Here is a 20,924-nt window from a genome sequence, read left to right on the forward strand (position 1 = left end):
GAGTGATGCAGAACCGAATGTACCGGTTAGTACATTGATTGGGCAACACCTCTGGGAAATTAATGTACAAACTGGTACGTTCACTGCCATGCTCACCTCAATAGCTTCCGTCTGCCTCTCTGGTGGACTTGTCGACAAACTCCATGCCTGCGCTGAAGCCGGCTTCGCTGGAGTCGAGATCATGGATGCCGATCTCATCGCCGCGCCCGAGTCTCCAGAAGAGATTCGGGCACTCTGTGATCGACTCGGACTGCGGATCGAAATGTTCCAGCCGTTCCGCGACGTGGAGGGTGTCACCGACGACGTCTTCGCCGACACGCTGAGGCGGGCCGAGGCGAAGTTCCAGATCATGAAGCGCCTCGGCACCGATCTGATGCTTGTCTGCAGCAACGTCGGTACGGCCACGATCGACGACGATGAGGTGGCAGCGCGGCAGTTGGGTGAGCTGGCCGACAGGGCAGCGGTGTACGGCATCCGCCTCGCATATGAGGCGCTGGCCTGGGGAAAGTACGTCGATGACTACCGACGCACCTGGGAGATCGTGAAGAAGGCCGATCGGCCCAACCTCGGGATCTGCCTCGACAGTTTCCACATTCTCTCGCTCGGGCATGACCCAGCTGGCATCGAGGAGATCGATGCCGAGAAGATCTTCTTCTTGCAACTGGCGGATGCTCCGACACTCGACATGGACGTGCTGTCGTGGAGTCGGCATCATCGGCTTTTTCCCGGCGAGGGCGACTTCGATCTGGTGAAGTTCATGACGCACGTGGTGCGAGCCGGGTACACCGGACCGTGGTCGCTCGAGGTGTTCAATGACACTTATCGCCAGACCGATACGGTGCGCACGGCCGCACATGCGCAACGATCGCTGGTGTGGTTGGCCGATCGCACCGCTGCCGCGAACGACTGGGATGACGGGCGCTTGGTCGCTGCGTCAGAGGTGAGTGGTCTCGACTTCGTGGAGGTGGCAGGGGCAGATCTCGCCGAAGTCGACGAGCTGCTCGCGCAGTTGGGGTTTGCTTTCAAGGGACGTCACCGCACCAAACCCGTTCGCCTGTGGAGTGCGGGTTCCGCGCGCGTGATCCTGAACGAGCAGGTGCGTCACGATGAGCCACGACTGTCGGGCATCGGACTACTGGTGGAGGATGCCGAGGCTGCTGTCGACCGTGCGATCGCGCTGGGTTCGACTGCTATATTCCGTCGGACGTATGAAGGAGAGCAAGCGCTGCGTGGCGTCGCTGCGCCCGATGGAACGCAGGTGTTCTGGAGCTCGCTGCCCATCGCAGAGTCGTGGCTGCAGGAGTTCGATGGCGGTACGGGTGCGGTGAATGGTTTGGTCGGCGAAATCGATCACATCAACCTCGCCTATGCCTGGCAAGACTTCGATGAGGCCGTGTTGTTCATGTCGAGCGTGCTCTCGCTGCACGCCGACCCGCCCGCCGACGTTCCTGGCCCTCGCGGGCTTATTCGCAGTCAGGTGATGCGCACATCAGACGGCATCGTGCGTGTGCCGATCAACCTGGCGCCTCCCACGGCGCCGACGCCCGCGCGGCACATCGCAGTCAGGACCGATGACGTCTTCACCGTCGCGCGGAATGCACGTGAGCGGGGCATCGATCATCTGCGGATTCCGGCGAATTACTACGACGACCTGTCGGCTCGGTTCGGTCTTTCGGAAGAACTGCTCTCATCGCTGCGAGACCTGGATCTGCTCTATGACCGGGATGCCACGGGTGAGTTCATCCACTTCTACACGCGCACGATCGGCGACGTGTTCTTCGAGGTGGTCGAGCGCCGCGGCGAGTACGACGGCTACGGGGGAGCAAATGCCCCGATCCGGCTCGCTGCCCAGCGGGCGATGACTCGGTGAACCGCACTCTTGTCAAGCACCTGCACTGACGCCGTCGCGCACGCGTAGTGTCATGCCATGACTTCTCGCGCGCGCACCATCACCCGCATCGGGCTCGGCAGCTTTCTCGTGTTCGCCGGCGTCTCGCATCTCACCTTCGGCCGTCGCGAGTTTCAGGCGCAGGTTCCTGAGTTCGTGCCGCTCGATCCGGACACCACGGTCTTGGCATCCGGCGGCCTCGAGATCGGGCTCGGCTCAGCTCTGCTGTTCGCCCGACGTCGGCGCGGCCTGGTCGGAGTCATCGCGGCGTTGTTCTTCATCGCCGTATTCCCTGGGAACGTCTCGCAGTGGATGCATCACCGTGATGGCTTCGGGCTCGATACCGAGATGAAGCGCTTCGTGCGACTGTTCTTCCAGCCTGTGCTCGTGTGGGCGGCATTCTGGTCGACCCGCGCAAAGCGCTGAGTCGACCAGAACTGCGCTATGCGACCAGCACCATGCTCTCGAGCCGCGCGTACGACGCCTCCATGCCGTCGGCCATGCCGGTGGCGAGGATCATGTCGCGGGTCTCCTTATCGGGGTACTCGATCAGCAATGTGATGAGCGTCGCGCCGTCCTCTTCAAAGAGGTTGAGGTCGTTGAGGGTCTGCGTTGGCATCCCCTGCATCCGCTCGGTGCTCACCTCGCGGCGCGGAGCGTCGACGAGCACAGCCTCTCCTTCGAACCCGAAGGCTTCGCCCTCGGTGTCACCGACAGGCGCCCACGCAGTGCGGTGCGTCTCTCCGGGCGCGGTGGCGATGACACACTCCGTCATCTCCCATCCGTCAGGACCGAGCAGCCACTGCTTCATGAGTTCGGGTTCGTGATGGGCGCGCCAGACGAGGTCGCGCGGGCCGTTCACCAGGCGGGTAATCCGCACATGAGTGTCGTCGAGCAACTCGACGCGGGTGCCCTTGCCCTGTGCGTACTCGCGCAGGTCGGCGAGTACGAGATCCAGCTGGGCCATCGCCGTCGTGGTTCCCTCGATGCCGCCCATCGCGATGATCTGCTCGAGCGCTTCAGCAGATTCGAAGTGGCTCACATTCGTCATGCGGGTGCCAGCGTCAGTGGCCTCGAAGTTAAACGTCATCCGCATCGAGGGGGAGTCTTCAAGGGCCTTCCCATCTTCATCGACGAAGAAGTCGAGCACTTCAAAGCGACTCGGTGCGTCGATCGCAAGGAACTCCCACGCGCCCGCCGGCTTCTCACCCTGCGGGCTGGTCATGTGATACCTGGCATGCCCGCCGATGCGGTGATCGAACTCGGTGAACGTGGCCGGCCACCCGGGAGGGCCCCAGAAGCGCTCAAGCTGGCGCGGATCAGTGAACACGTTCCAGACGCGCTCGACCGGGACTGAGAAATCGGCGATGAGGGTCATCGTCAGCTTCTGCGGGTCTGTGGTGACATCGGTGACAGGCATTTCACTCTCCTTGTTTGTCGTGCGGTTCGTTGTCGTTGTCGTGCGATTCGTTGTCGTGCGGTTCGGCGAGCAGGTCGTCGAGGCGAGAGATTCGAGTTCGCCATAGGTCTTCGTAGCGGGCAAGCAGCGCCGTGGCCCTGGCGATCATTTCAGGATTCGCGCGGACGAGCCGCTCGCGTCCCTCGGCGCGTTTGATGATGAGGTTCGCGGCTTCGAGCACGGCGACATGCTTCTGCACTGCCGCGAAGGACATCTCGTACTCGGACGCGAGCGTCGAGACAGAGTGCTCTCGCTCGATCGTTCGGCGCAGGATGTCGCGCCGAGTGGATGCCGCCAGTGCGTGAAACACACGGTCGACCTCCGCTTCGCTCAATTCTCGTTGTGTAACCATTTGGTTGTACGTTACGACGAAACGGAGGCGGCGTCAAGAGTCGGATGTCGGGAATACGTTGCGGTGACACAAACCAGCTCTAGGGGCTGCTGAAACGTGGCATCATCGACGCGAATCGTCCCGGCCGGGTGTCTGACAGGCGTCTCGGACCCATGCACGTCGATTCATACCCGGCCGTGCTCAGCGCGGAAAGTGTCGACTACTCGTTAAGACCGTCGACCATTCACTCCTTTTCCCACGGGAGCTTCACGAGCGGGAGAACGTAGATCCGCCCGAGTACTGCGGTGGGGTGCTTGGCCATGTATGCGGCGGCCTCTTCGATCGAATCGGCAGTGATGATGTCGTAGCCGGCGAACCACTCCTTGAACTCGGGGAACGGTCCATCGGTGACAAGTGCCTGCCCGTTTCGAACGGTGACCGATTTTGCCTGTTCGGGGCTTCCCACAGGGGCGCCGTCGTGTAGTCGTCCCTCAGCGTTGCCTTCTTCGGCCCACTCGCCGAGCAACCGCTGATCGTCGGTCTGCGATAAGGGGGTGCCTGTTGAGTCGGTCATGTGGATAACTAGGTATCGATTGCTCATTCGATCTCTCCATTCTTTGGTTCGCCGGGGGTTTCCGGCAGGAAGGACGACGAAAGTTGGCCTTTCCGTCGGACCAGGTGTGCTCTTTCGGCTAAGTTGCCGGCCAGATCGAGCGCAGCACCGTATGCGGCGAGCGCTTCTTGTGATCGACCTGCCGCGCGCAGAAGCTCGGCCCGAGTGACGTGAAATGCGTGGGATCCGTCGAGCGTGGACCCTAGGCGCTCAACGATGGACAGGGCGACAACCGGTGAGTCATACTCAGCGATCGCTATGGCCTTGTTCAAGGTGACGAATGGACTCGGATCAACGCGTTCCAGCTGTTCGTAGAGGGTCACGATCCGGTCCCACCGTGTGTCGCGGGCCCGGGAGGCGGTCGAGTGGACTGCGTTGATAGCCGCTAATAGCTCAAACCGTCCAGCTCGAGTCCGTACGCCGACGACATCGCCCTCCGTCGACAGGAGCGACAAGCCTTCCGCAATCAACGCCTGATCCCACAGTCCGCGATCCTGTTCGTCCAACCGCACCAGCTCTTCCCCGTCAGCGCTGAGCCGGGCATCCGCACGCGACTCCGTCAGCAACATGAGCGCCAGCAACCCTGCCGTCTCATGGTTGTCAGGGAGCAATTCCCGCAGTAGTCGGGTCAGGCGAATTGCTTCGCTGGTGAGGTCTCGGCGGAGCGGTGAAGTATCTGGTCCTGATGCGAAATAGCCCTCGTTGAAGACCAAGTAGAGCACGGCGAGCACACCGTCGAGCCTTTCCGGCAGATCAACAGCCGCAGGCATTCGATATGGGATGTGGGCGGTCTTGAGCTTTGTTTTTGCCCGGGTGATCCGTTGGCCCATCGCGCTCTCCTGCACCAGAAAGGCGTGCGCAATCTCCGACACCGTAAGACCGCCCACGATGCGCAACGTCAACGCGACGCGTGCCTCCATCGTCAGGGCAGGGTGGCAGCAGATGAACAGCATTCGCAGGCGATCATCCTCCACAGCTCCGACAGGCTCGGCAGGAGTCGGGTCATAGATCATGAGCGCCTGCAGATACTTCGATTCGCGATGCGCCTCGCGCCGCAGCCGATCGATCGCTTTTCTGTACGCGGTAGTTGTGATCCACCCTCCCGGGTTGGGCGGCACACCGTCGACGGGCCAGTGAGCTACCGCGGAAGCGAATGCCTCCGCGGTCATCTCTTCAGCGAGGTCGAGGTCACCGCATCGTCGTGCGAGTCCCGCAACGATGCGGGCCCACTCCTCGCGGTGGGTGCGGGTTATTACCTCGCGCACGAAGACCAAGTTGCCCCCCGTCGAACTCACCTCACTGGCGTGAATACTCAGTCCTCGATTCTGCCTCGTGTGCGATCACACTTCCGTCTATCTGATGATGCTACGAACGAGACTCGCGTGATCCGACACGGCGCTCAGAAAAGGCGCGCATCCACGACAAGAGCCATCTGACCCGGCGCAGCACAGACACTTTCACTATCGGTCGCCTTCTTTCATCGAATCGTTCCGGCTGATGGGAGATGTTCTCCTCGGCACGCCTCACGTCCATCCGATACAGAAGAATCGCCATCATGGGGTCGTTGTACATGTCGTGAGAGCGCCTTCCGTTTCCTGGCGGTGATGCGGATCGATCACTCACCTCGTACGGACCACGAATGGACGTGAACCACTTCGACACTTCACATCACGGGGACTCGCTCCAACCGAAGCCTGCTTCCGCGGCTATTGCGAGTAGCGCCAAACCTTGATCGATCACTCGCGGTGGGGTGTGAGTAGCATGACCCAGTGGTCGTTTTCCGGGTCGTGCAGCATCTCGCTGTCGAAGGTGAGTGAACCTCTCGTCGGATGGTTGATCCGCTTCAGCGCGGATCTCCAGGTTCCGATTTCTCCTCGAGCCCAGTGACGGATGAATTCGGGACTGATCATCGACAGCTCGCGGAACAGAGAACCTAGATTCTCATCTTCGGGGTAGCGGGTGAGTGCTTTGCGGAGCTCGGCAGCGGACACTCGGGCGAGTTGCTCCGCTCCATCGTCGCCGAGCACTTCGCGGAGTCCCGCCGATGTGAACGCTTGGAAGACGATGTTGTGGCCGTGGGGGCCGTCTCCGAAGATGGGCCCTAACAGTTCCGCCGCGGCAGCGTTCAACGCCAGCACGTCGAGTCGGCCGTCGTAGATGGCGACTGGCATGGTGTCGTCCAGGGTGTCGAGCAGTTGTTGGAGTCCCGAGCGGATTTTCGTTGCAGGCGCTCGCGGTTGCGGGGGTAGTTCACCGGCAAGTCGGAACAGGTGGTCATTCTCAGCCGTGGAGAGTTGGAAGGCTCGCCCTAACGCGGTGAGGATCTCCCGCGAGGGCCGGGGCGCGCGCCCCTGCTCGAGGCGGGTGTAGTACTCGACGGAGATTCCCGCAGCGTCAGAGAGTTCCTGACGGCGTAGTCCTGGCACGCGCCGCACAGACAGGCGCATATCGTTGGGCCGACCAGGAGGAACCATGAGCGCACGTCGGTGACGTAGAAATTCTCCGAACTCTGGTCGACCGTGTCTCTCCATAGTTCATTGTTCCTCTGCTCGACCGCCACGGACTCCCTTTTGCGTGGTCCTGTTGGTACCAGCCTCGGCAGGGTGTTCCTCCTTTTGGTGCCATCCCGAAAGATGAGATCACCAGAATCAGCCCAGCAATCCAGGAGCATGAGATGACCACCGCAACCCAAACCATTGTCATGACCGGCGCCACCCGAGGAATCGGTCTCGAAGCAGCACGAGAAATCCTGCGTCGCAGCCCTGATATCCACCTCGTGGTTCTGGGGAGAGGTTCTTCTGTAGCCGAGGTACTGCCGAGCCTACGAAAGATCTCTCCGCACGTCTCGACTGTCGACGTCGATTTGTCCAGCAAGGGGAGCGTCGCTGCGGCTGGCGCCCAACTGGAAGATCTTCTCGATTCGGGCGGACTACCTCCACTTCGCGGCCTCGTCTTCAACGCGGGCGTCCACCTCTCCAATGCACTCGAGGCCACAGTTGACGGGCACGAAAGAACCTTCGCCGTGAACGTCATGTCCACGCACCAGCTTCTCCGGCAACTGCACCCCCACATCCAAGCCCCGGCGCGCATCGTCGTCACGGTCAGCGACGCTCACTTCGGTGATCTTCAGCACACCGGCGGGACCATGCCCGCACCCCGGTGGTCGATCCCAAAGATCGCTCAGCCCGGAGGATTCGACCATCCCAGCCGGGTCCGAGCTGGACGTCGCGCCTACGTGACAAGCAAACTGGGCGGCATTCACCTGGTGCATGAATGGGCCCGACGCCTGTCCGACGGCATAGACATCATCTCCTATAACCCCAGTCTCGTCGTCGGAACCGGCCTCGCGCGCGAAACCGGCGGAGCCTTCCCCTTTCTGATGAGCAAAGTTGTCCCGCTGCTCACCGTCACTCGCCTCGTGGACACGCCGGTCCCCGCCGGCAGGAAACTGGCCGACGCCATCCTCGGCGTCACCACCGCCGGGACCGGCGCGTACATCCACAAAACGAAGGCGGTGTCGTCATCCAAGGAGTCCTACGACGCCGACCGTGAAAGTGCGTTTTGGACCTGGCTAGAACAGGTTCAAAGGACCTCCGACCGAACGTGACGTCAGATGCTCACATGGCGACTCCTCGCCCCACAGTTTCCAAGAACGCAAGGCGCACGGCCGCACCGGATCCGCTTGGCGCCGTGTGGAGGACGAGGTCCTGATCACTGTCGGCGAGATGTAGAACGTCGCAGTCGAGCGATATTGACCCGACCACCGGGTGATCGAAGGTTTTCGCCAGCGTGACGGCGGGCTGCACAGGTAGTGCAAGCGATGCGTGCATCAGTGAGCGCGAACGGCGCGGATTGACCCTAGTACTAACGGTCCCTGGCTATGTGTCCCCGCACCTGTTTGCCTTAACGAACAGGTGCCCGCGACCGATCGGGCCAGAAAGGAAGACTTATGAACGCGTTGAAGACTGTGCAGGCCTATGTGACGGCGATGGAGGCACAAGACAGGGAAGCAGTCGCCGAGACCCTGGCACCGAACGTCGCGCACATGTTCCCGGTGGCGGGAAACCACAACATGGCAGGGATCTTCGAGGGCCGCGAAGAGGTGTTGGGCTACGTCGACGCGTACATTACGAAGTTCCAGTCCCTCGCCTGGGTCGACAAGCGCTGGACCGAATCAGCGGACGGCCGCACTGTGTTCCTCGAAGCGCGAGGTGACGCAGTCATGTCCCACTCTGGCGAGCCATATCAGAACCTCTACGTCGAACGATTCGACGTAGACGAGGACGGCATCGTGCGAATCCTCGAATATGCGGACCCCACCGTCTACGCAGCGACCAAGGCGCCCCCCACCGAGCACGAGATCGCCGTTGTGACCATCACACCCACACGAGTGCTCAGCATGCCGACGTCCCTCGGATGATGGCTGCGAAGCAATTCGCATATCCCATCCTGGAAGAAGATTCTTCCTGGAGGAGGGCGCCGCGCCTAGTCGGCGTCCTCCTCCAGGCCGCTGCGGTAGGCGAGAAGCCCTTCGACACCTCGAAGGAAGGTCACGCAGACCGGCAGCGGGTCGGTCAGAGAGCCTGCGGCCATCGCGCCGTCTCGCAGCATCACGAAATGACGCGCTGCCGGCTCCGCGTCGATCTTCCCCGTCTGAGCGAACAGCTCGATCATCGTGTCGAGGAACCACTGCCGATGCTCGAGGACGGCACGGTGCACCGGGTGGTCGGGATCCGGGTATTCGGCCACGGCGTTGAGGAATGCGCACCCTCGGAAGCCGGGGCTCTGGATGTCGTCGGAGATGGCCTCGGCGATCGCCCGGATGACGTCGTCCAGATCGGCGCCGGCGGTGTGCGCGGCATCCATCCGGGCACGGATCGTCTCGTCGACCTGCGAGAGGTAAGCGACGAGGAGGTCGTCCTTGCTCGGGAAGTGCCGGTAGAGCGTGGCGCGGGTGACCTGCGCCTCGGCGATGACGCGATCGATGCCGACGGCGCGCAGTCCCTCGGTGTAGAAGAGCCGAGTGGCTGTGTCGAGCAGTCGAGTCCGTGCCTCCGACATATGTGCACCTCGTCCTTTCACGTGCTGTGTTTACGAGAGTAGCAGAGAGATAGAACGATCGGTCTTGACATCTGCGACGAACCGGCGCAGACTCGGTGTACCGATCGTTCTATCTACCTTTGGATGGAGCAACAGATGAAAGGAAACTCCATGCACACTCGTATCCCCCGGCGCCTTACTCGGGTCGCCGCTGCCATCGCCAGCGCGGCCGTGACCACTGCCCTCGCTCTCACCCTCGGAGCTGGCGCCAGCGCGGCGCAGGCCGGCCACGGCCCCCACCCCGGACAGCCGCCTGTCGAAAAACCCACTGTCGTTCTCGTGCACGGCGCATGGGCCGATTCAAGCGGCTGGGGCGGTGTGATCACCCAGCTCGAGAAGGACGGCTACCCGGTGCTCGCCGTCGCCAACCCGCTGCGCGGCCTGGCGACTGACGCGGCCTACGTCCGCAGCATCGTCGACACGATCGACGGCGACGTGGTCCTCGTCGGCCACTCGTACGGCGGAGGCGTCATCACGAACGCCGCCACTGGCGCCGACAACGTCACCGCCCTGGTCTACGTCGCCGCCTTCGCGCCGGACGAGGGTGAGACCCTGGGCCAGTTCAACGATCCGACCAAGTACCCGGGCGCCGAGCTGACGACCGACTCGCTCATCGTCCGGCCCTACCCCGGCGGCCTCGACGCCACCATCGACCCGACGCGGTTCCGCCAGATCTTCGCCGCAGATCTGCCCGCGCGACAGACCGACATCATGGCCGCGACCCAGCGCCCGACCAACGTTGCGGTCCTCGAAGAGCTGACCGCAGTACCAGCGTGGAAGACGATCCCTAGCTGGTACCAGGTCTCCAACCAGGACAAGGCCCTCTCTCCCGTCGCGCAGCGCTTCTTCGCCGAGCGGATGGGTGCGAAGACCACCTCAATCAACGCATCGCACGCGGGGTACGTCTCCCACCCGACCGCGACTGCGAAGCTCATCGAAACGGCGGCTCGCGCGACCAGCTGACGCCGCACAGTCGTTGCCGAGCGGGGCCTCCCCACCTGTCTAGGGGAGGCCCCGCTCGTCGTCGACGGGCGCCCGAGGCCCGGCGAGATGCTCGCCTTCCGCCGTCACCAAGCGAGCTCGCCAGCATCCTCCTGGAACGTCCCAGTGGGACCATCGGCCCCGATCATCGCCATGCGGGCGACGACCTCCGCACTCTCGGATGCCGGACGCCCCGGATGAGTGCCTGGGTTCCCGCCACCGAGCTCCGTCGCGGTGATACCCGGCTCGACGGCATTGACCTTCACCGCGGGGTGCGCCATCGCGTACTGCACGGTGAGCATCGAGACCGCCGCCTTGCTCGATCCGTACACGAGCGAGACGAAGTGGGAGGCCGGACGCGTCGGCTCATGCGTCGCCCAGAACGAGCCCAGCGCGCTCGACACGTTGACGATCACCGGGTTCGCCGATTCGGCGAGCAGTGGCAGCGCCGCTTCGGTGACCCGCACGATGCCGACCACGTTCGTGTCGTACACCTCGAGCACGCTTGCACTGTCGAGCAACTCCCCAGCACCGCCGTTGCGCTTCGCGATGCCCGCGTTGTTGACGAGTACATCGAGCCCAGTGCCGGCATCGGCGATCGTCCGTAGCGCGGCCTTTACCGACCCGTCGTCGGTCACATCGAGCTGCACGTGACGTGCGCCGACCTCGTTGGCTGCGGCTAGCCCCCGCGCATCATCGCGAGAGCCGAGCCAGACCAAGTGGCCGGCTTCGACGAGAAGGCGTGCAGTTTCTTTACCAAGGCCCTTGTTGGCCCCGGTGATCAGTGTCGTTGTCATATCCCCACACTGTTCCGTCGCGCTCCGGTCAGACAGTCGCCGCGTTTTCCTAGGACTGTCAGGGCCAGGACAACGACTCGCATTGGGAGCAGACTGGAGTCATGGAGGAGTGGGAGTTCGGCCGGATAGTGCGACGGTGGCGTGATCGGGTGTCGCCGGATGCCGTCGGCATCTCCACAGGCAGCCGTCGACGCGCGCTCGGCCTTCGTCGTGAGGAGCTCGCCGGTCTCGCCGGGATCTCGGTCGACTACCTGACCCGGCTCGAACAGGGGCGGGCGACCGGCCCCTCGGAGCAGGTCATCGAATCGCTCGCCCGCGCCCTGCGCCTCGACGATGGTGAGCGGGCGCACCTGTTCGAACTGGCCGGCCGCAACCCGCACGCGCGAGGGGTGGTGCCCACGCGGATCCCGCCGAGTGTGCAGCGACTGCTCGACCGCTTCACCGGAATCCCCGTGGTCGTGTACGACGCGGGCTGGAACCTCGTGGTGGCCAACCCGCCCTACGACGCACTCATGGGGCCAGTCGCCGAGCTGCGAGGCAACGAACGCAACGGCGTGTGGCGCAACATGCTCGGACCGGCGTCGCGGGCGCGGCAGACTGGTGAAGAGCACGCCGCCCAGGTACGCGGTCTCGTGTCGGACCTCCGCGCAACGGCGGCGCGATACCCGCACGACGACCGCCTCCGCCGGCTGGTGGCCGAGCTGAGCATCGCGAGCCCCATGTTCGTTGACCTCTGGGCGACCGCGGCCGATTCACCGATGACCGAGGGGTCACGTCGCAAGATCATCGACCATCCGACGGTCGGCCCGATCGAAGTCGACTGCGACACCCTGGTCGTCGCGCAGGACGACCTGCGCATCATGGTCTACACCGCGGCTCCGGGCACCGACGACGCGCAACGGCTCGAACTCGCCATCGTGCTCGGCACCCAGTCGCTCGTCGAGTGAACCGCGCCGTTCTGCTATGCCCGGTCGATGACAGCGGTTGCGGCGCCGAGACGCTCAAGGGCGAGATACGGATTCAGCAACGGGTGGCGACTACCGACGGCGATATCGCGCCAGAATCGCTGCAGCGCGTTGGCCGTGTTGAAGCCGGATGCGCCGTGCAGGTCCATCATCAGGTCGACAGCGGCGCGGCTGTCGCGCGCCGCATCGGCCAGATCAGAGAACGCGCGGGCCACTCCGATCTGGTCGAGTTCCTCGCCACCCGCTACCGTGGCCACCGCCAGCATTGCCCGCTCGGCTCGGTGTGCGAGCCGGTCCGCTTCGGCGAACCAATGGCGCGCCCCAGCCGAGTCGCTCATGCGCTCGTAGGTCGTCATGAAGGGCTTGCGGTCGGAGGCGAACATGTCTCGGATGAGGCCGAGCGCTCCGAACGTCGCGCCCACCACCGGCGCCAGAACTGTCAGGCCGCTAACGAGCTGGTCGGCGGGCGAGGGCATCCGACCCGCGACCACCCATCGAGCAGGCACGACGACGTCGTCCGCGACCACGGTATGGCTCCCCGTGCCACGCATCCCCGCCATCTGCCAGGTCCGTTCGATCCTCAGCAGATCGAGGGGGATGAAGGCCCAGCTATAGGCGCCGTCGACCATCACGGCGAGCGAGGCCCAGTCGGCGTCCTCGCTGCCTGAGATATTCGCCCACCGGCCGCTGATGCGCATGTCCTCGCCGACGCGGGTCGCCGTTCCCGCTGGCACGCCAGACCCGCAGGCGAGCGCGTCGGGCTCAGCCAGTGCCTCTTCTGGAGCAGCGTCGCCGAAATTACGAGCGAAGAGGGTCTTCGTCGTCGCGCATGTACCCGCCACCCAGGCGGCGGACGGAGAGAAGCGGCCGACCGCTGCCAGCTGTTCGGCGATCTCGAATGGAGTGGCCCACGCGCCCTCAGTCCGCCGCGAGCGGAACGCGAAAGCACCGGCGCGTCGGAGCGCCTCAATGCTGTTGGGGGTGAGACGGTCGGCCGCCTCAGATTCCTGTGCCGAAGCGAGTAGAACGTCAGCCAGTTCCTGCGCGGAAACGGAGGATTCAGTCATCTGAGGGGCCTTCCTGATTGGGTGAGCATCGAGTGCGATTGGACAGTTGCGACGGTATGGGCGGTGATCAGCTGAGGCCAGAGACGGGCGTGGGGCGTACGCGGGTGACAACAGTCCGGTCTACGAGCAGCAGGGCTTCGACGACCGGCTTGATCACGTTGATCCACTGCGGATCCTCGTATGCTGCGGCGTAGCGGGCCAGACGGCTGTCTTCGTCCTCGAAGCGACGGATCCAGACGTAGCCGTCTTCGTCTTCCTCATCGACGAATGAAGCCACGACGGTCATGCCCTTGGACTGCTGGTAGGGGACGACGACATCCTCCATGTAGCGGACCCACTCGTCGCGGCGTCCTGGACGAGTTTGGTAGCGGCGGATCTCGAAGAAGGCGCTCATCAGGCGACCTCGAGCACGATCTTGCCGCGAGTGTGGCCGTCCTCGCCGAGCTTTTGCGCGGCCGCGGCCTGCTCCAGCGGGAACGTCGCGGCGACCTCGACCTTTACCTGGCCGTCGGCGATCAGGTCGCCGATCTTGCGCAAAGAAGTCGCGTCGGGCTCCACCAGATACGCGGATGCGCGGAACCCTCGTTCTGCGGCAATCTCAAGCAGCCCAGCCGACACGCCGGACGGCACGCCGATGATCAGGCCTCCCGGCCGCAGTGTCGAGGTGGCGATCGCGATCTGATCAGCACCTGTCAGTTCGACGACGACATCGATGTCCTTGATCTGTGAGAGGTAGTTGGCATCGTGGTAATCCACGACCTCATCTGCCCCGAGTGAGCGCAGCCAGTCGTGATTCCGCTCGCTGGCGGTAGCGACGACGTGTGCGCCGAGATGCTTGGCGAATTGCACGGCGAAGTGGCCCACGCCACCAGCGCCCGCGCTGATCAGCACTCGGTCTCCGGCCTTGACGCCCGCGGTATCAACGAGGACCTGCCAGGCGGTCAGCGCGGCTAGCGGAACTGCCGCGGCCTCGATATCGCTCACCGCATCCGGGGTCTTGGCGAGCTGGCGAGCTGGGGCTGTGACGTATTCGGCGTAGGCGCCAGCCTGGCGGGGGAACCACGGCATGCCGAAGACCCGGTCTCCAACCTTCAGAGTGGTCACGCCGAACCCCACCTCCTCAACGACACCGGCGATGTCCCAACCCAAGATGAACGGCGGCGCCCCGAGCACGCCGGCCATGCCACCGCCCTGGCGGGACTTCCAATCGACGGGGTTCACCCCGGCCGCGGTGACGCGGACCAGGACCTCGGTCGGAAGCGGCGTCGGGCGGGCGACAGTGGTGAGAGCGAGCTCCTCAGGCCCGCCAAAGTTCTTCTGGGTGATGGCTCGCATGGAAGTCAGTTCGTTTGTCATGATGTCGATTCTGCAGAGCCGGAAGCACGCAAACCAGTGGCAGAAATGTCACTATGCGTAAACTTACGGCCATGACACATCTCGTGGCCGTACTCGCCCTGGACGGCGTGATGCCGTTCGACCTCGGAATCCCGGCAAGGGTCTTCAATGAAGCTCTCGACACCTCCGGTCGGCGCCTCTACGACGTGGCGACCTGCTCACTCGACGGCGGCCCCGTGCGCACCAGCGAGGACTTCACGATCCAGGTTGACCACGATCACCGACTGCTCCAGTCAGCCGACACGGTCGTGATCGCCACCCAGGAGCCCAGTACGGAACTACGTGCCGGCCAACCATTACCCCCTGAACTTGCCGCAGCTCTCGACGCGATTCCACAGCACACCCGCGTCGTCAGTCTCTGCACGTCCGCATTCGTGCTCGCTGCCACGGGGCTGCTCGACGGTCTCACCGCCACCACGCATTGGGCCTTGAGCGAGGCGTTCGCCGCGCTCTTCCCCCGCGTCACAGTCGACCCCGACGTACTCTTCGTCGATAACGGTCGCGTGCTGACCTCAGCGGGCGGAGCCGCCGCGATCGACCTGTGCCTGCACCTTGTGCGCCGGGACTACGGTGCGGAAGTCGCCAACACTGCCGCACGTCACTGCGTCGTGGCGCCGTGGCGCGATGGCGGCCAAGCTCAGTTCATCGAGCGCCCACTGCCCGAAGACACTCAAGCCTCGACGACGCCGACTCAGGCCTGGGCGATCGACAACCTGCACGATCCACTCTCGGTTGCCGACCTCGCCGATCACGCCCGCATGAGCCTGCGGACCTTCTCTCGCCGTTTTCAGGCCGAGGTCGGAGAAACCCCTGCCCGATGGCTGATCCAGCGACGGACCGAGTCGGCCCGGCGCATGCTCGAGACAACCGATCTGACCGTGGACCAAATCGCCAGTGCAGCCGGCTTCGGAAGCACAACGCTGCTGCGCAAACACCTGCACGCCACCGTCGGACTCCCGCCGCTCGCCTACCGACGCCGCTTCGCCGCGATGACGTGAAAGGCGTGTGTCCGGAAAGACCAATGTCGGATGCCCGCCATACAGTGAGCACGTCTCACCGATGAGACGGTCTCGACACGAGATGAAGAACATACGAAACCGGAGTGAACAACATGAACGAGACAACCCTCACCATCGTGGGAAACCTCACCGCCGACCCCGAGCTGCGCCAGACGCAATCCGGCGTTGCGGTCGCAAGCTTCACCATCGCCAGCACGCCACGCTCATTCGACCGCCAGGCGAACGAGTGGAAAGACGGTGAGGCGCTGTTCATGCGCTGCTCGGCCTGGCGCGACATGGCGACGAACATCACCGCGTCACTGACCAAGGGCAGCCGAGTGATCGCATCTGGACGACTGCAGCAGCGCACCTATCAGGACCGCGAGGGCAACAGCCGAGTGAGCATGGAGTTGCAGATCGACGAAGTCGGTCCTTCGCTCAAGTACGCGACCGCGCAGGTCACCCGTGGAGATCGGTCCGGCGGCGGAGGTGCTCCGGCGTCTGGCGCATCGGTGTCGGCGGCACCAGCGGCACCCGCATCACCGTCGGGCGCGACTGACTCATGGGCGACTCCGAATGCGGAATGGTCGGTGTCAGACGACACGCCGTTCTGAGGCGACTCGCCTGAACCCGCCCCGGGGCGAGACCACCCTCAGCGCCGCCCGGCGAACGCCGCGTACGCCAGTGGCAACGCCGAGACGATCATGAGCGTCGTTCCGAGTGCTGGCAGCGGCGCGAGCAGCAGCGCTCCGCCGACGAGCAGTCCCGCGAACACTACGGCGGCGACCGCACGCCGGCCGATGCGCATGAGCGCGTCGAGGCGGCGTTCGAGCCGCGATGTGTCGAACGACACTGTTCCGTCGTCGATGCGGGTAATAACGTCGTCGATGCGCTGCGGTAGCCGCCACGTGACATCGGCGGTCGAAAGCGCGCGGCGAGCGAGCGCCTGCACGACGTTGCCAGCCTCGTCGCGGAGCAGGCGCGCGGCGTAGGGTTCCGCAGCATCCCAGACGTTGAAAGCAGGGTCCAGCCCGCTGCACATTCCAGAGGTCAGCGCGACCGAACGGAAGAGCAGCAGCATGTTCTCCGGCAGTTGCACGGGGAGCGAGCGCACCATGTCGCCGAACTCGTTCGCGAAGTCGCGGAACTCGCGCGGATCGACCTTGCTCAGCTCGGCGAATCCCATCCCTCCGAAGCGGGCGAACAGCGTGGTCAATGCGCGTTCGAGCTCGACAGTATCGGCAGACGGAAGCAGCACGCCGATCTCCTGAGCGGCAGCCACCAGCCCCCTACTGTCGCGGCCGGCGACTGCAATGAGCAACGTGCGTAGTCCGTCGCGCAGGCTATCTGGCACCTCCGCCATCATCCCGAAGTCGATGAAGGTCAGTCGCCAGGCGGGGGCCGAGGCATCCGCTCGTTTCGGCATTGGGGTGACGAAGATGTTGCCGGGGTGCGGGTCGGCGTGCACGAAGCTATGCGTGAAGACCTGGTCGAACATGACCTCGGCGAAGACCTTCGCGACCTCGCTCGGGTCGATGCCGGCCGCGCGGAGAGATGCGGTGTCGTTGATCTTGATCGCGGTGACGTCAGAGAGCGTGAGCACTCGGCGAGTCACTCGCTCCCAGATGATCTCCGGGGTGTCGACCCGCGGGTCGTCGGCGAAGTTCTCGGCGAACCGTTCGGCGCTAGCGGCCTCGTGCAGATAGTCGATCTCCTCGAGGCTGGTCAGCGCAAACTCTTCGACGAGGCCGGGTGCATCGACGCGGTCAGAGACGATGCGGATGCGACGCAGCCAACCGCCGACGCGGCGGAGAGCGGCGAGATCCGTGGCGACGATCTCGTCAATGCCGGGGCGCTGCACCTTCACGACGACGTTCTTGAGCCCGGTGTCGGCGGCGTCAAGTTCGGAGAGGTGCGCGCGATGCACCTGGCCGAGCGATGCTGCGGCCAGCGGCTGCTCGTCGACCCACGCGAATGCGCGCTCCAGCGGCACACCCAGTTCGGCCTCGGCGAGTGCTCTGATCTGGGCGAAGGGCACCGCAGGGACCTCGTCCTGCAGACCGGCGAGCTCCTCGGTGATCTCGGGCGGCAGCACATCCATCCGCGAGGAAAGAAACTGACCGACCTTGATCATCAGTCCGCCGAGGTCGACGGCGAGCGTGTGGAAGCGCTGCGCGAGGCGTCGCATCCGATCAGCGCGGCTGCGCTCGGCGATCCGCGAGAGACCGAGCCGCGGGAGGAAGAGCTCGAACCACCACAGCTGCACGAGCTGCCGGGCGGCGAACGTAACGATGCGGCGATAGCGGGCGCGATGGGCACCCTGACCCGCGGCATCCGTCATAGAGTCATCCTTTCGCGGCTCCTGATTTTAGCCCTCGCGTTAGCCTGGTGTCAGTCCTGGGCGAGGATCGCGTACAGCCTACGTCGGGCCTCTTCGAGCACGGTCACGGCTTCTTGCACCTGTTCGGGTGTGCCGGTTCGAGCGACCTGAGCGGCCGCGCCGGCGAGATCCATCCCTGCCTTCGGCAGCGCGGTGATGTGCCCACCATCACGTGAGGAGAATGCCTCCCACGGGGCCGGCTTCTCTGCCGCGATCTCGGCTTCTTCGCGTCCTGCGCCGGTGAGCGAGTAGGTCTTACGACCGTTCTGCTCTTCGGCAGTGATGAGGCCCTCGTCGGCGAGCAGTTGCAGCGTGGGGTAGACGGAGCCGGCACTCGGCTTCCACGCACCGCCCGAGCGCTCTGCGATCTCGTTGATGATCTGGTAGCCGTGCATGGGCTCTTCAGTCAGGAGCGTGATGACCGCCGCCCGAACGTCGCCGCGCGCCATGCGCGAGGGTCCGCCGGGGCGCTGTTCAAAGGATTTGCGGAGCTGATCCATGGCTTCGAAGATCGCGGATGCCGGACCCCCCGAGCCACTCGAACTGCCGAAACCTGCTGTGCCGCCGAAACCGCTTGTCGGGAACGAACCGTTCATGTTGACCTCCTCGGTCGTAGGGACGATGGACGTTAACGATATATCGTTCAGTGTCGTTGGGGAAGCCCCACTGTCCGCATTCCCTGCCATCCCCGCCCCTGTCACTCATGCCGCGATGTCGAATCGTGCTCGACCACCGAGCCGTGGCGTACCTGCAGGGTCGACGTACGACGGAGGGATGAACCAGACCTGAGCTGAGACACCCGCGCCTTCTACGCGTATCTCCCAGCCGTTGTCATGGACGCGATGATGGCAGGTCTCGCACAGCAGAACTCCGTTCGAAAGGTCTGTTGGTCCGTGGTGCCGTTTCCACCAGCGAATGTGATGCACTCTGACCATTTCGGGCGGGAGCGCACACATGGCGCACCCACCGTCACGTTCGACGAGCGCAAGGCGCTGAGCTCGAGTGAATAGGCGTTTCTCTCGACCCCAGTCGAGAATCTCGCTGTCACCACCGAGCACCCACGGAATGGCACCGCCACTGGCAGCCATCCGACGAGCCGCACCGACGCTGATCGGCTGATCGATACCGTCGATCGTCGCCGACCCCGCGCCTGACTGCAGGTCTTCGAGGCTCATTCGGACGATGACGGTCGCACCCGAGAGTGGAAGCTTCTCCCCCTTGCATCCGAGCACGTGAGCGCAGAACAGGCTGAGCGCATCGGCTTGGAGCGTGGACACGCTTCGACGATCAGCATCCGGGGCATCCGGATCGATGGCCGTCTTGCGGGCGGCGAACGCAGCCGACACATATCCGCGGATCGCGGCGACAATCGGTGCGCCGGCCTCGGCGTCGAACTGCGCGTTGAGGTGCAGCCTGCCGTCCCGTTCGAATATCGTCAACGATCTCCGCGCACGCCGTGCTTCGTCGCGCGGCTCGACACCATCGGGATCAAGCCACGCCTCGGCACGCGCAACGAGCCTGCGGATCTCGTCGAGCGCGAGCCCGACAGCAGCGTCAGTCAACACACGCTCGCCTATTGCGACCCGTTCGGCGCCGACAGCCACTCGACAGCGATCAAGCAGAGTGATGATCAGCGCAGCGCCGTGGGAGCTGAGCGCACCTGACGTCAACGCTTCGCGCACGAGCGGGTACTTGGCCGGCAGCCGCGCACCCAGCAGATCAGTGCGCGGGGCCGTCGCCTCGCCTACTTTGATGAGGCGCAACGCATCACCGGTCGATGCTCCCGTAGTGGCGGCGATGAACTTCGCCGCCGTGCGGAATCCCTGCTGCTTCGCGAGGCTGTCGGCGCCGAGCTCCGGACGCGACTCGTGGGAGATTCCCGCTGCCACATCAACGTGCACAGCATCCAATCGACGCTGCAGCATGCCAACGGCGTCGTTGACCGCGAGGAGCTGTTTTCTAGAAAAAGTGTTCGAATCTTCGGCATCTGCCCACGCCGCATCAAGACCAGACATGGCCTCGTGTAGCGCGGTCAGCTTTGACATGTCTTCAGCTTATCGCATGGTCAACCTTTTGTCGAACATATCTTCGAACAAATGCACCAATCGACAGGCTGCAGAGCGGTCGCTACAAACTCGGCAGCGTAAGGATCTCGGCGCCATCCTCAGTGATGGCGATCGTGTGTTCACTGTGCGCCGTGCGGCATCCCGTAGCGCTCCGGAGCGTCCAGCCGTCGGCATCCGTGACGAGCTCATCAGTGTCGGCCATCACCCACGGCTCCAGCGCGAGCAGAAGTCCGGGGCGCAGCTGGTATCCGCGGCCGGGGCGTCCGGCGTTGGCGACGTGCGGATCCTGATGCATCGTCGATCCGATGCCGTGGCCACCGAACTCCATATTGATCGGGTACCCCGCCACCTTGAGGACGGCGCCGATGGCACGAGAGATGTCGCCGACCCGCGCTCCAGGCCTGGCCGCGGCGATCCCCGCAGTCAACGCGCGCTCGGTCGCGTCGATCATGGCAACATCTTCCGGCCGTGACGAGGAGCCGACAATGAAGCTGATGGCGGCGTCTGCGGCGATCCCGCGGAGGGAGACGGCGAGGTCGAGCGTCAGCAGATCGCCATCGGCGAGCGCGTAATCGTGCGGCATCCCGTGAAGCACTGCGTCGTTGACGGCCACACAGATGTAATGACCGAATGGTCCGCGCCCGAAGGATGGCGCGTAGTCGACATAGCAAGACTCCGCACCGGCAGCGAGGATCATCTCCTTGGCCCACCGATCGATGTCCATCAGGTTCACGCCGACCGCGCTGCGGCGCTTCATCGCCTGCAGAATGTCGGCGACCAGTGCGCCGGCGTCCTTCGCGCGCGCGAGTTCAGCAGTGTTCAGGATCTCAATCATCCAATAACTATACCGGTCTTGTTATCCCGGTATTAGAATACGAACCATG

Annotated in this window: 23 protein-coding genes; 8 read left to right on the forward strand and 15 right to left on the reverse strand. The window is 64.2% G+C overall.

The genetic code is table 11. The features are described 5' to 3' along the window. Window positions 1–88 precede the first annotated feature (88 nt). Window positions 89–1,870: a sugar phosphate isomerase/epimerase and 4-hydroxyphenylpyruvate domain-containing protein gene (locus AC1C2Q_RS08295; RefSeq protein ID WP_495449708.1), complete on the forward strand. Its 1,782-nt coding sequence runs from the start codon at window positions 89–91 to the stop codon at window positions 1,868–1,870. A gap of 57 nt (window positions 1,871–1,927) precedes the next feature. Further along, window positions 1,928–2,314 carry a DoxX family protein gene (locus tag AC1C2Q_RS08300; RefSeq protein WP_495449709.1) on the forward strand — a complete coding sequence of 129 codons (387 nt, stop codon included), beginning with the start codon at window positions 1,928–1,930 and terminating at the stop codon, window positions 2,312–2,314. 16 nt (window positions 2,315–2,330) lie between these two features. On the opposite strand, the gene AC1C2Q_RS08305 is transcribed toward AC1C2Q_RS08300, so the two are convergent. From AC1C2Q_RS08305 to AC1C2Q_RS08325, 5 genes are all read right to left on the reverse strand, one after another. Continuing rightward, window positions 2,331–3,308 (reverse strand): SRPBCC family protein, encoded by a 978-nt coding sequence (locus AC1C2Q_RS08305; RefSeq protein WP_495449710.1) that lies wholly within the window; start codon window positions 3,306–3,308, stop codon window positions 2,331–2,333. A gap of 1 nt (window position 3,309) precedes the next feature. Continuing rightward, window positions 3,310–3,699 carry an ArsR/SmtB family transcription factor gene (locus AC1C2Q_RS08310; RefSeq protein WP_495449711.1) on the reverse strand — a complete coding sequence of 130 codons (390 nt, stop codon included), beginning with the start codon at window positions 3,697–3,699 and terminating at the stop codon, window positions 3,310–3,312. A gap of 223 nt (window positions 3,700–3,922) precedes the next feature. Beyond that, a complete protein-coding gene (locus tag AC1C2Q_RS08315; protein ID WP_495449712.1) occupies window positions 3,923–4,252 on the reverse strand; it encodes a YciI family protein in 330 nt (109 codons plus the stop codon). Window positions 4,253–4,275: 23 nt separating this feature from the next. Further along, the gene (locus tag AC1C2Q_RS08320) at window positions 4,276–5,556 is read right to left on the reverse strand and encodes an RNA polymerase sigma factor (RefSeq protein ID WP_495449713.1); all 1,281 of its coding nucleotides are present in this window, start codon (window positions 5,554–5,556) and stop codon (window positions 4,276–4,278) included. Window positions 5,557–6,027: 471 nt separating this feature from the next. Further along, the gene (locus AC1C2Q_RS08325; protein WP_495449714.1) at window positions 6,028–6,822 is read right to left on the reverse strand and encodes a helix-turn-helix transcriptional regulator; all 795 of its coding nucleotides are present in this window, start codon (window positions 6,820–6,822) and stop codon (window positions 6,028–6,030) included. A 143-nt stretch (window positions 6,823–6,965) separates the two neighbouring features. Between AC1C2Q_RS08325 and AC1C2Q_RS08330 the strand changes: the two genes are divergently transcribed. Beyond that, the gene (locus AC1C2Q_RS08330) at window positions 6,966–7,898 is read left to right on the forward strand and encodes an SDR family NAD(P)-dependent oxidoreductase (RefSeq protein WP_495449715.1); all 933 of its coding nucleotides are present in this window, start codon (window positions 6,966–6,968) and stop codon (window positions 7,896–7,898) included. A 10-nt stretch (window positions 7,899–7,908) separates the two neighbouring features. Here AC1C2Q_RS08330 and AC1C2Q_RS08335 read toward each other — a convergent pair whose 3' ends face one another. Further along, on the reverse strand, window positions 7,909–8,121 hold the full coding sequence (locus AC1C2Q_RS08335; protein ID WP_495449716.1) for an MmyB family transcriptional regulator: 213 nt from the start codon (window positions 8,119–8,121) through the stop codon (window positions 7,909–7,911). Window positions 8,122–8,240: 119 nt separating this feature from the next. Here AC1C2Q_RS08335 and AC1C2Q_RS08340 point away from each other — a divergent pair, with 119 nt between their 5' ends. Beyond that, complete coding sequence (locus AC1C2Q_RS08340) at window positions 8,241–8,711, forward strand: nuclear transport factor 2 family protein (protein WP_495449717.1); 471 nt, start codon at window positions 8,241–8,243, stop codon at window positions 8,709–8,711. Between the two features lie 65 nt (window positions 8,712–8,776). Here AC1C2Q_RS08340 and AC1C2Q_RS08345 read toward each other — a convergent pair whose 3' ends face one another. Continuing rightward, the gene (locus tag AC1C2Q_RS08345) at window positions 8,777–9,352 is read right to left on the reverse strand and encodes a TetR/AcrR family transcriptional regulator (RefSeq protein ID WP_495449718.1); all 576 of its coding nucleotides are present in this window, start codon (window positions 9,350–9,352) and stop codon (window positions 8,777–8,779) included. 150 nt (window positions 9,353–9,502) lie between these two features. Here AC1C2Q_RS08345 and AC1C2Q_RS08350 point away from each other — a divergent pair, with 150 nt between their 5' ends. Then, a complete protein-coding gene (locus tag AC1C2Q_RS08350; RefSeq protein WP_495449719.1) occupies window positions 9,503–10,354 on the forward strand; it encodes an alpha/beta fold hydrolase in 852 nt (283 codons plus the stop codon). Between the two features lie 104 nt (window positions 10,355–10,458). Here AC1C2Q_RS08350 and AC1C2Q_RS08355 read toward each other — a convergent pair whose 3' ends face one another. Next, window positions 10,459–11,169, reverse strand: a complete 711-nt coding sequence (locus tag AC1C2Q_RS08355) for an SDR family NAD(P)-dependent oxidoreductase (protein ID WP_495449720.1) — start codon at window positions 11,167–11,169, stop codon at window positions 10,459–10,461. 101 nt (window positions 11,170–11,270) lie between these two features. Between AC1C2Q_RS08355 and AC1C2Q_RS08360 the strand changes: the two genes are divergently transcribed. Further along, window positions 11,271–12,116 carry a helix-turn-helix transcriptional regulator gene (locus tag AC1C2Q_RS08360; RefSeq protein WP_495449721.1) on the forward strand — a complete coding sequence of 282 codons (846 nt, stop codon included), beginning with the start codon at window positions 11,271–11,273 and terminating at the stop codon, window positions 12,114–12,116. Window positions 12,117–12,130: 14 nt separating this feature from the next. On the opposite strand, the gene AC1C2Q_RS08365 is transcribed toward AC1C2Q_RS08360, so the two are convergent. From AC1C2Q_RS08365 to AC1C2Q_RS08375, 3 genes are all read right to left on the reverse strand, one after another. Then, window positions 12,131–13,201, reverse strand: a complete 1,071-nt coding sequence (locus AC1C2Q_RS08365; RefSeq protein ID WP_495449722.1) for an acyl-CoA dehydrogenase family protein — start codon at window positions 13,199–13,201, stop codon at window positions 12,131–12,133. A 67-nt stretch (window positions 13,202–13,268) separates the two neighbouring features. Continuing rightward, complete coding sequence (locus AC1C2Q_RS08370; protein ID WP_495430656.1) at window positions 13,269–13,595, reverse strand: NIPSNAP family protein; 327 nt, start codon at window positions 13,593–13,595, stop codon at window positions 13,269–13,271. Then, entirely contained in the window at window positions 13,595–14,557 is a 963-nt protein-coding gene (locus tag AC1C2Q_RS08375) for an NADP-dependent oxidoreductase (protein ID WP_495449723.1), read from the reverse strand. The genes AC1C2Q_RS08370 and AC1C2Q_RS08375 overlap by 1 nt, the downstream gene beginning before the upstream one ends. Before the next feature lie 71 nt (window positions 14,558–14,628). Here AC1C2Q_RS08375 and AC1C2Q_RS08380 point away from each other — a divergent pair, with 71 nt between their 5' ends. Next, window positions 14,629–15,594 carry a GlxA family transcriptional regulator gene (locus AC1C2Q_RS08380; RefSeq protein ID WP_495449724.1) on the forward strand — a complete coding sequence of 322 codons (966 nt, stop codon included), beginning with the start codon at window positions 14,629–14,631 and terminating at the stop codon, window positions 15,592–15,594. 113 nt (window positions 15,595–15,707) lie between these two features. Further along, window positions 15,708–16,208, forward strand: coding sequence for a single-stranded DNA-binding protein (locus tag AC1C2Q_RS08385; protein ID WP_495449725.1), 501 nt, complete (start codon window positions 15,708–15,710; stop codon window positions 16,206–16,208). A 38-nt stretch (window positions 16,209–16,246) separates the two neighbouring features. Here the strand turns inward: AC1C2Q_RS08385 and AC1C2Q_RS08390 are convergent, their stop codons facing one another. The 4 genes from AC1C2Q_RS08390 to map form a co-directional block, all read right to left on the reverse strand. After that, on the reverse strand, window positions 16,247–17,935 hold the full coding sequence (locus AC1C2Q_RS08390; protein ID WP_495449726.1) for an ABC1 kinase family protein: 1,689 nt from the start codon (window positions 17,933–17,935) through the stop codon (window positions 16,247–16,249). Between the two features lie 50 nt (window positions 17,936–17,985). Further along, the gene (locus AC1C2Q_RS08395; protein ID WP_495449727.1) at window positions 17,986–18,570 is read right to left on the reverse strand and encodes a PadR family transcriptional regulator; all 585 of its coding nucleotides are present in this window, start codon (window positions 18,568–18,570) and stop codon (window positions 17,986–17,988) included. A gap of 105 nt (window positions 18,571–18,675) precedes the next feature. Beyond that, window positions 18,676–20,019: a DUF222 domain-containing protein gene (locus tag AC1C2Q_RS08400; protein ID WP_495449728.1), complete on the reverse strand. Its 1,344-nt coding sequence runs from the start codon at window positions 20,017–20,019 to the stop codon at window positions 18,676–18,678. Window positions 20,020–20,101: 82 nt separating this feature from the next. Continuing rightward, on the reverse strand, window positions 20,102–20,875 hold the full coding sequence (map, locus tag AC1C2Q_RS08405) for a type I methionyl aminopeptidase (protein WP_495449729.1): 774 nt from the start codon (window positions 20,873–20,875) through the stop codon (window positions 20,102–20,104). Window positions 20,876–20,924 lie beyond the last annotated feature (49 nt).

This window comes from Microbacterium sp. Y356, from assembly GCF_059445355.1.

Excerpts from the sequence above, each read along its gene's own strand:
- AC1C2Q_RS08295 (WP_495449708.1), top strand. The coding sequence starts at position 89 with ATGCTCACCTCAATAGCTTCCGTCTGCCTCTCTGGTGGACTTGTCGAC.
- AC1C2Q_RS08300 (WP_495449709.1), top strand. The coding sequence starts at position 1,928 with ATGACTTCTCGCGCGCGCACCATCACCCGCATCGGGCTCGGCAGCTTT.
- AC1C2Q_RS08305 (WP_495449710.1), bottom strand. The coding sequence starts at position 3,308 with ATGCCTGTCACCGATGTCACCACAGACCCGCAGAAGCTGACGATGACC.
- AC1C2Q_RS08310 (WP_495449711.1), bottom strand. The coding sequence starts at position 3,699 with ATGGTTACACAACGAGAATTGAGCGAAGCGGAGGTCGACCGTGTGTTT.
- AC1C2Q_RS08315 (WP_495449712.1), bottom strand. The coding sequence starts at position 4,252 with ATGACCGACTCAACAGGCACCCCCTTATCGCAGACCGACGATCAGCGG.
- AC1C2Q_RS08325 (WP_495449714.1), bottom strand. The coding sequence starts at position 6,822 with ATGGAGAGACACGGTCGACCAGAGTTCGGAGAATTTCTACGTCACCGA.
- AC1C2Q_RS08330 (WP_495449715.1), top strand. The coding sequence starts at position 6,966 with ATGACCACCGCAACCCAAACCATTGTCATGACCGGCGCCACCCGAGGA.
- AC1C2Q_RS08335 (WP_495449716.1), bottom strand. The coding sequence starts at position 8,121 with ATGCACGCATCGCTTGCACTACCTGTGCAGCCCGCCGTCACGCTGGCG.
- AC1C2Q_RS08340 (WP_495449717.1), top strand. The coding sequence starts at position 8,241 with ATGAACGCGTTGAAGACTGTGCAGGCCTATGTGACGGCGATGGAGGCA.
- AC1C2Q_RS08345 (WP_495449718.1), bottom strand. The coding sequence starts at position 9,352 with ATGTCGGAGGCACGGACTCGACTGCTCGACACAGCCACTCGGCTCTTC.
- AC1C2Q_RS08350 (WP_495449719.1), top strand. The coding sequence starts at position 9,503 with ATGCACACTCGTATCCCCCGGCGCCTTACTCGGGTCGCCGCTGCCATC.
- AC1C2Q_RS08355 (WP_495449720.1), bottom strand. The coding sequence starts at position 11,169 with ATGACAACGACACTGATCACCGGGGCCAACAAGGGCCTTGGTAAAGAA.
- AC1C2Q_RS08360 (WP_495449721.1), top strand. The coding sequence starts at position 11,271 with ATGGAGGAGTGGGAGTTCGGCCGGATAGTGCGACGGTGGCGTGATCGG.
- AC1C2Q_RS08365 (WP_495449722.1), bottom strand. The coding sequence starts at position 13,201 with ATGACTGAATCCTCCGTTTCCGCGCAGGAACTGGCTGACGTTCTACTC.
- AC1C2Q_RS08370 (WP_495430656.1), bottom strand. The coding sequence starts at position 13,595 with ATGAGCGCCTTCTTCGAGATCCGCCGCTACCAAACTCGTCCAGGACGC.
- AC1C2Q_RS08375 (WP_495449723.1), bottom strand. The coding sequence starts at position 14,557 with ATGACAAACGAACTGACTTCCATGCGAGCCATCACCCAGAAGAACTTT.
- AC1C2Q_RS08380 (WP_495449724.1), top strand. The coding sequence starts at position 14,629 with ATGACACATCTCGTGGCCGTACTCGCCCTGGACGGCGTGATGCCGTTC.
- AC1C2Q_RS08385 (WP_495449725.1), top strand. The coding sequence starts at position 15,708 with ATGAACGAGACAACCCTCACCATCGTGGGAAACCTCACCGCCGACCCC.
- AC1C2Q_RS08390 (WP_495449726.1), bottom strand. The coding sequence starts at position 17,935 with ATGACGGATGCCGCGGGTCAGGGTGCCCATCGCGCCCGCTATCGCCGC.
- AC1C2Q_RS08395 (WP_495449727.1), bottom strand. The coding sequence starts at position 18,570 with ATGAACGGTTCGTTCCCGACAAGCGGTTTCGGCGGCACAGCAGGTTTC.
- AC1C2Q_RS08400 (WP_495449728.1), bottom strand. The coding sequence starts at position 20,019 with ATGTCAAAGCTGACCGCGCTACACGAGGCCATGTCTGGTCTTGATGCG.
- map (WP_495449729.1), bottom strand. The coding sequence starts at position 20,875 with ATGATTGAGATCCTGAACACTGCTGAACTCGCGCGCGCGAAGGACGCC.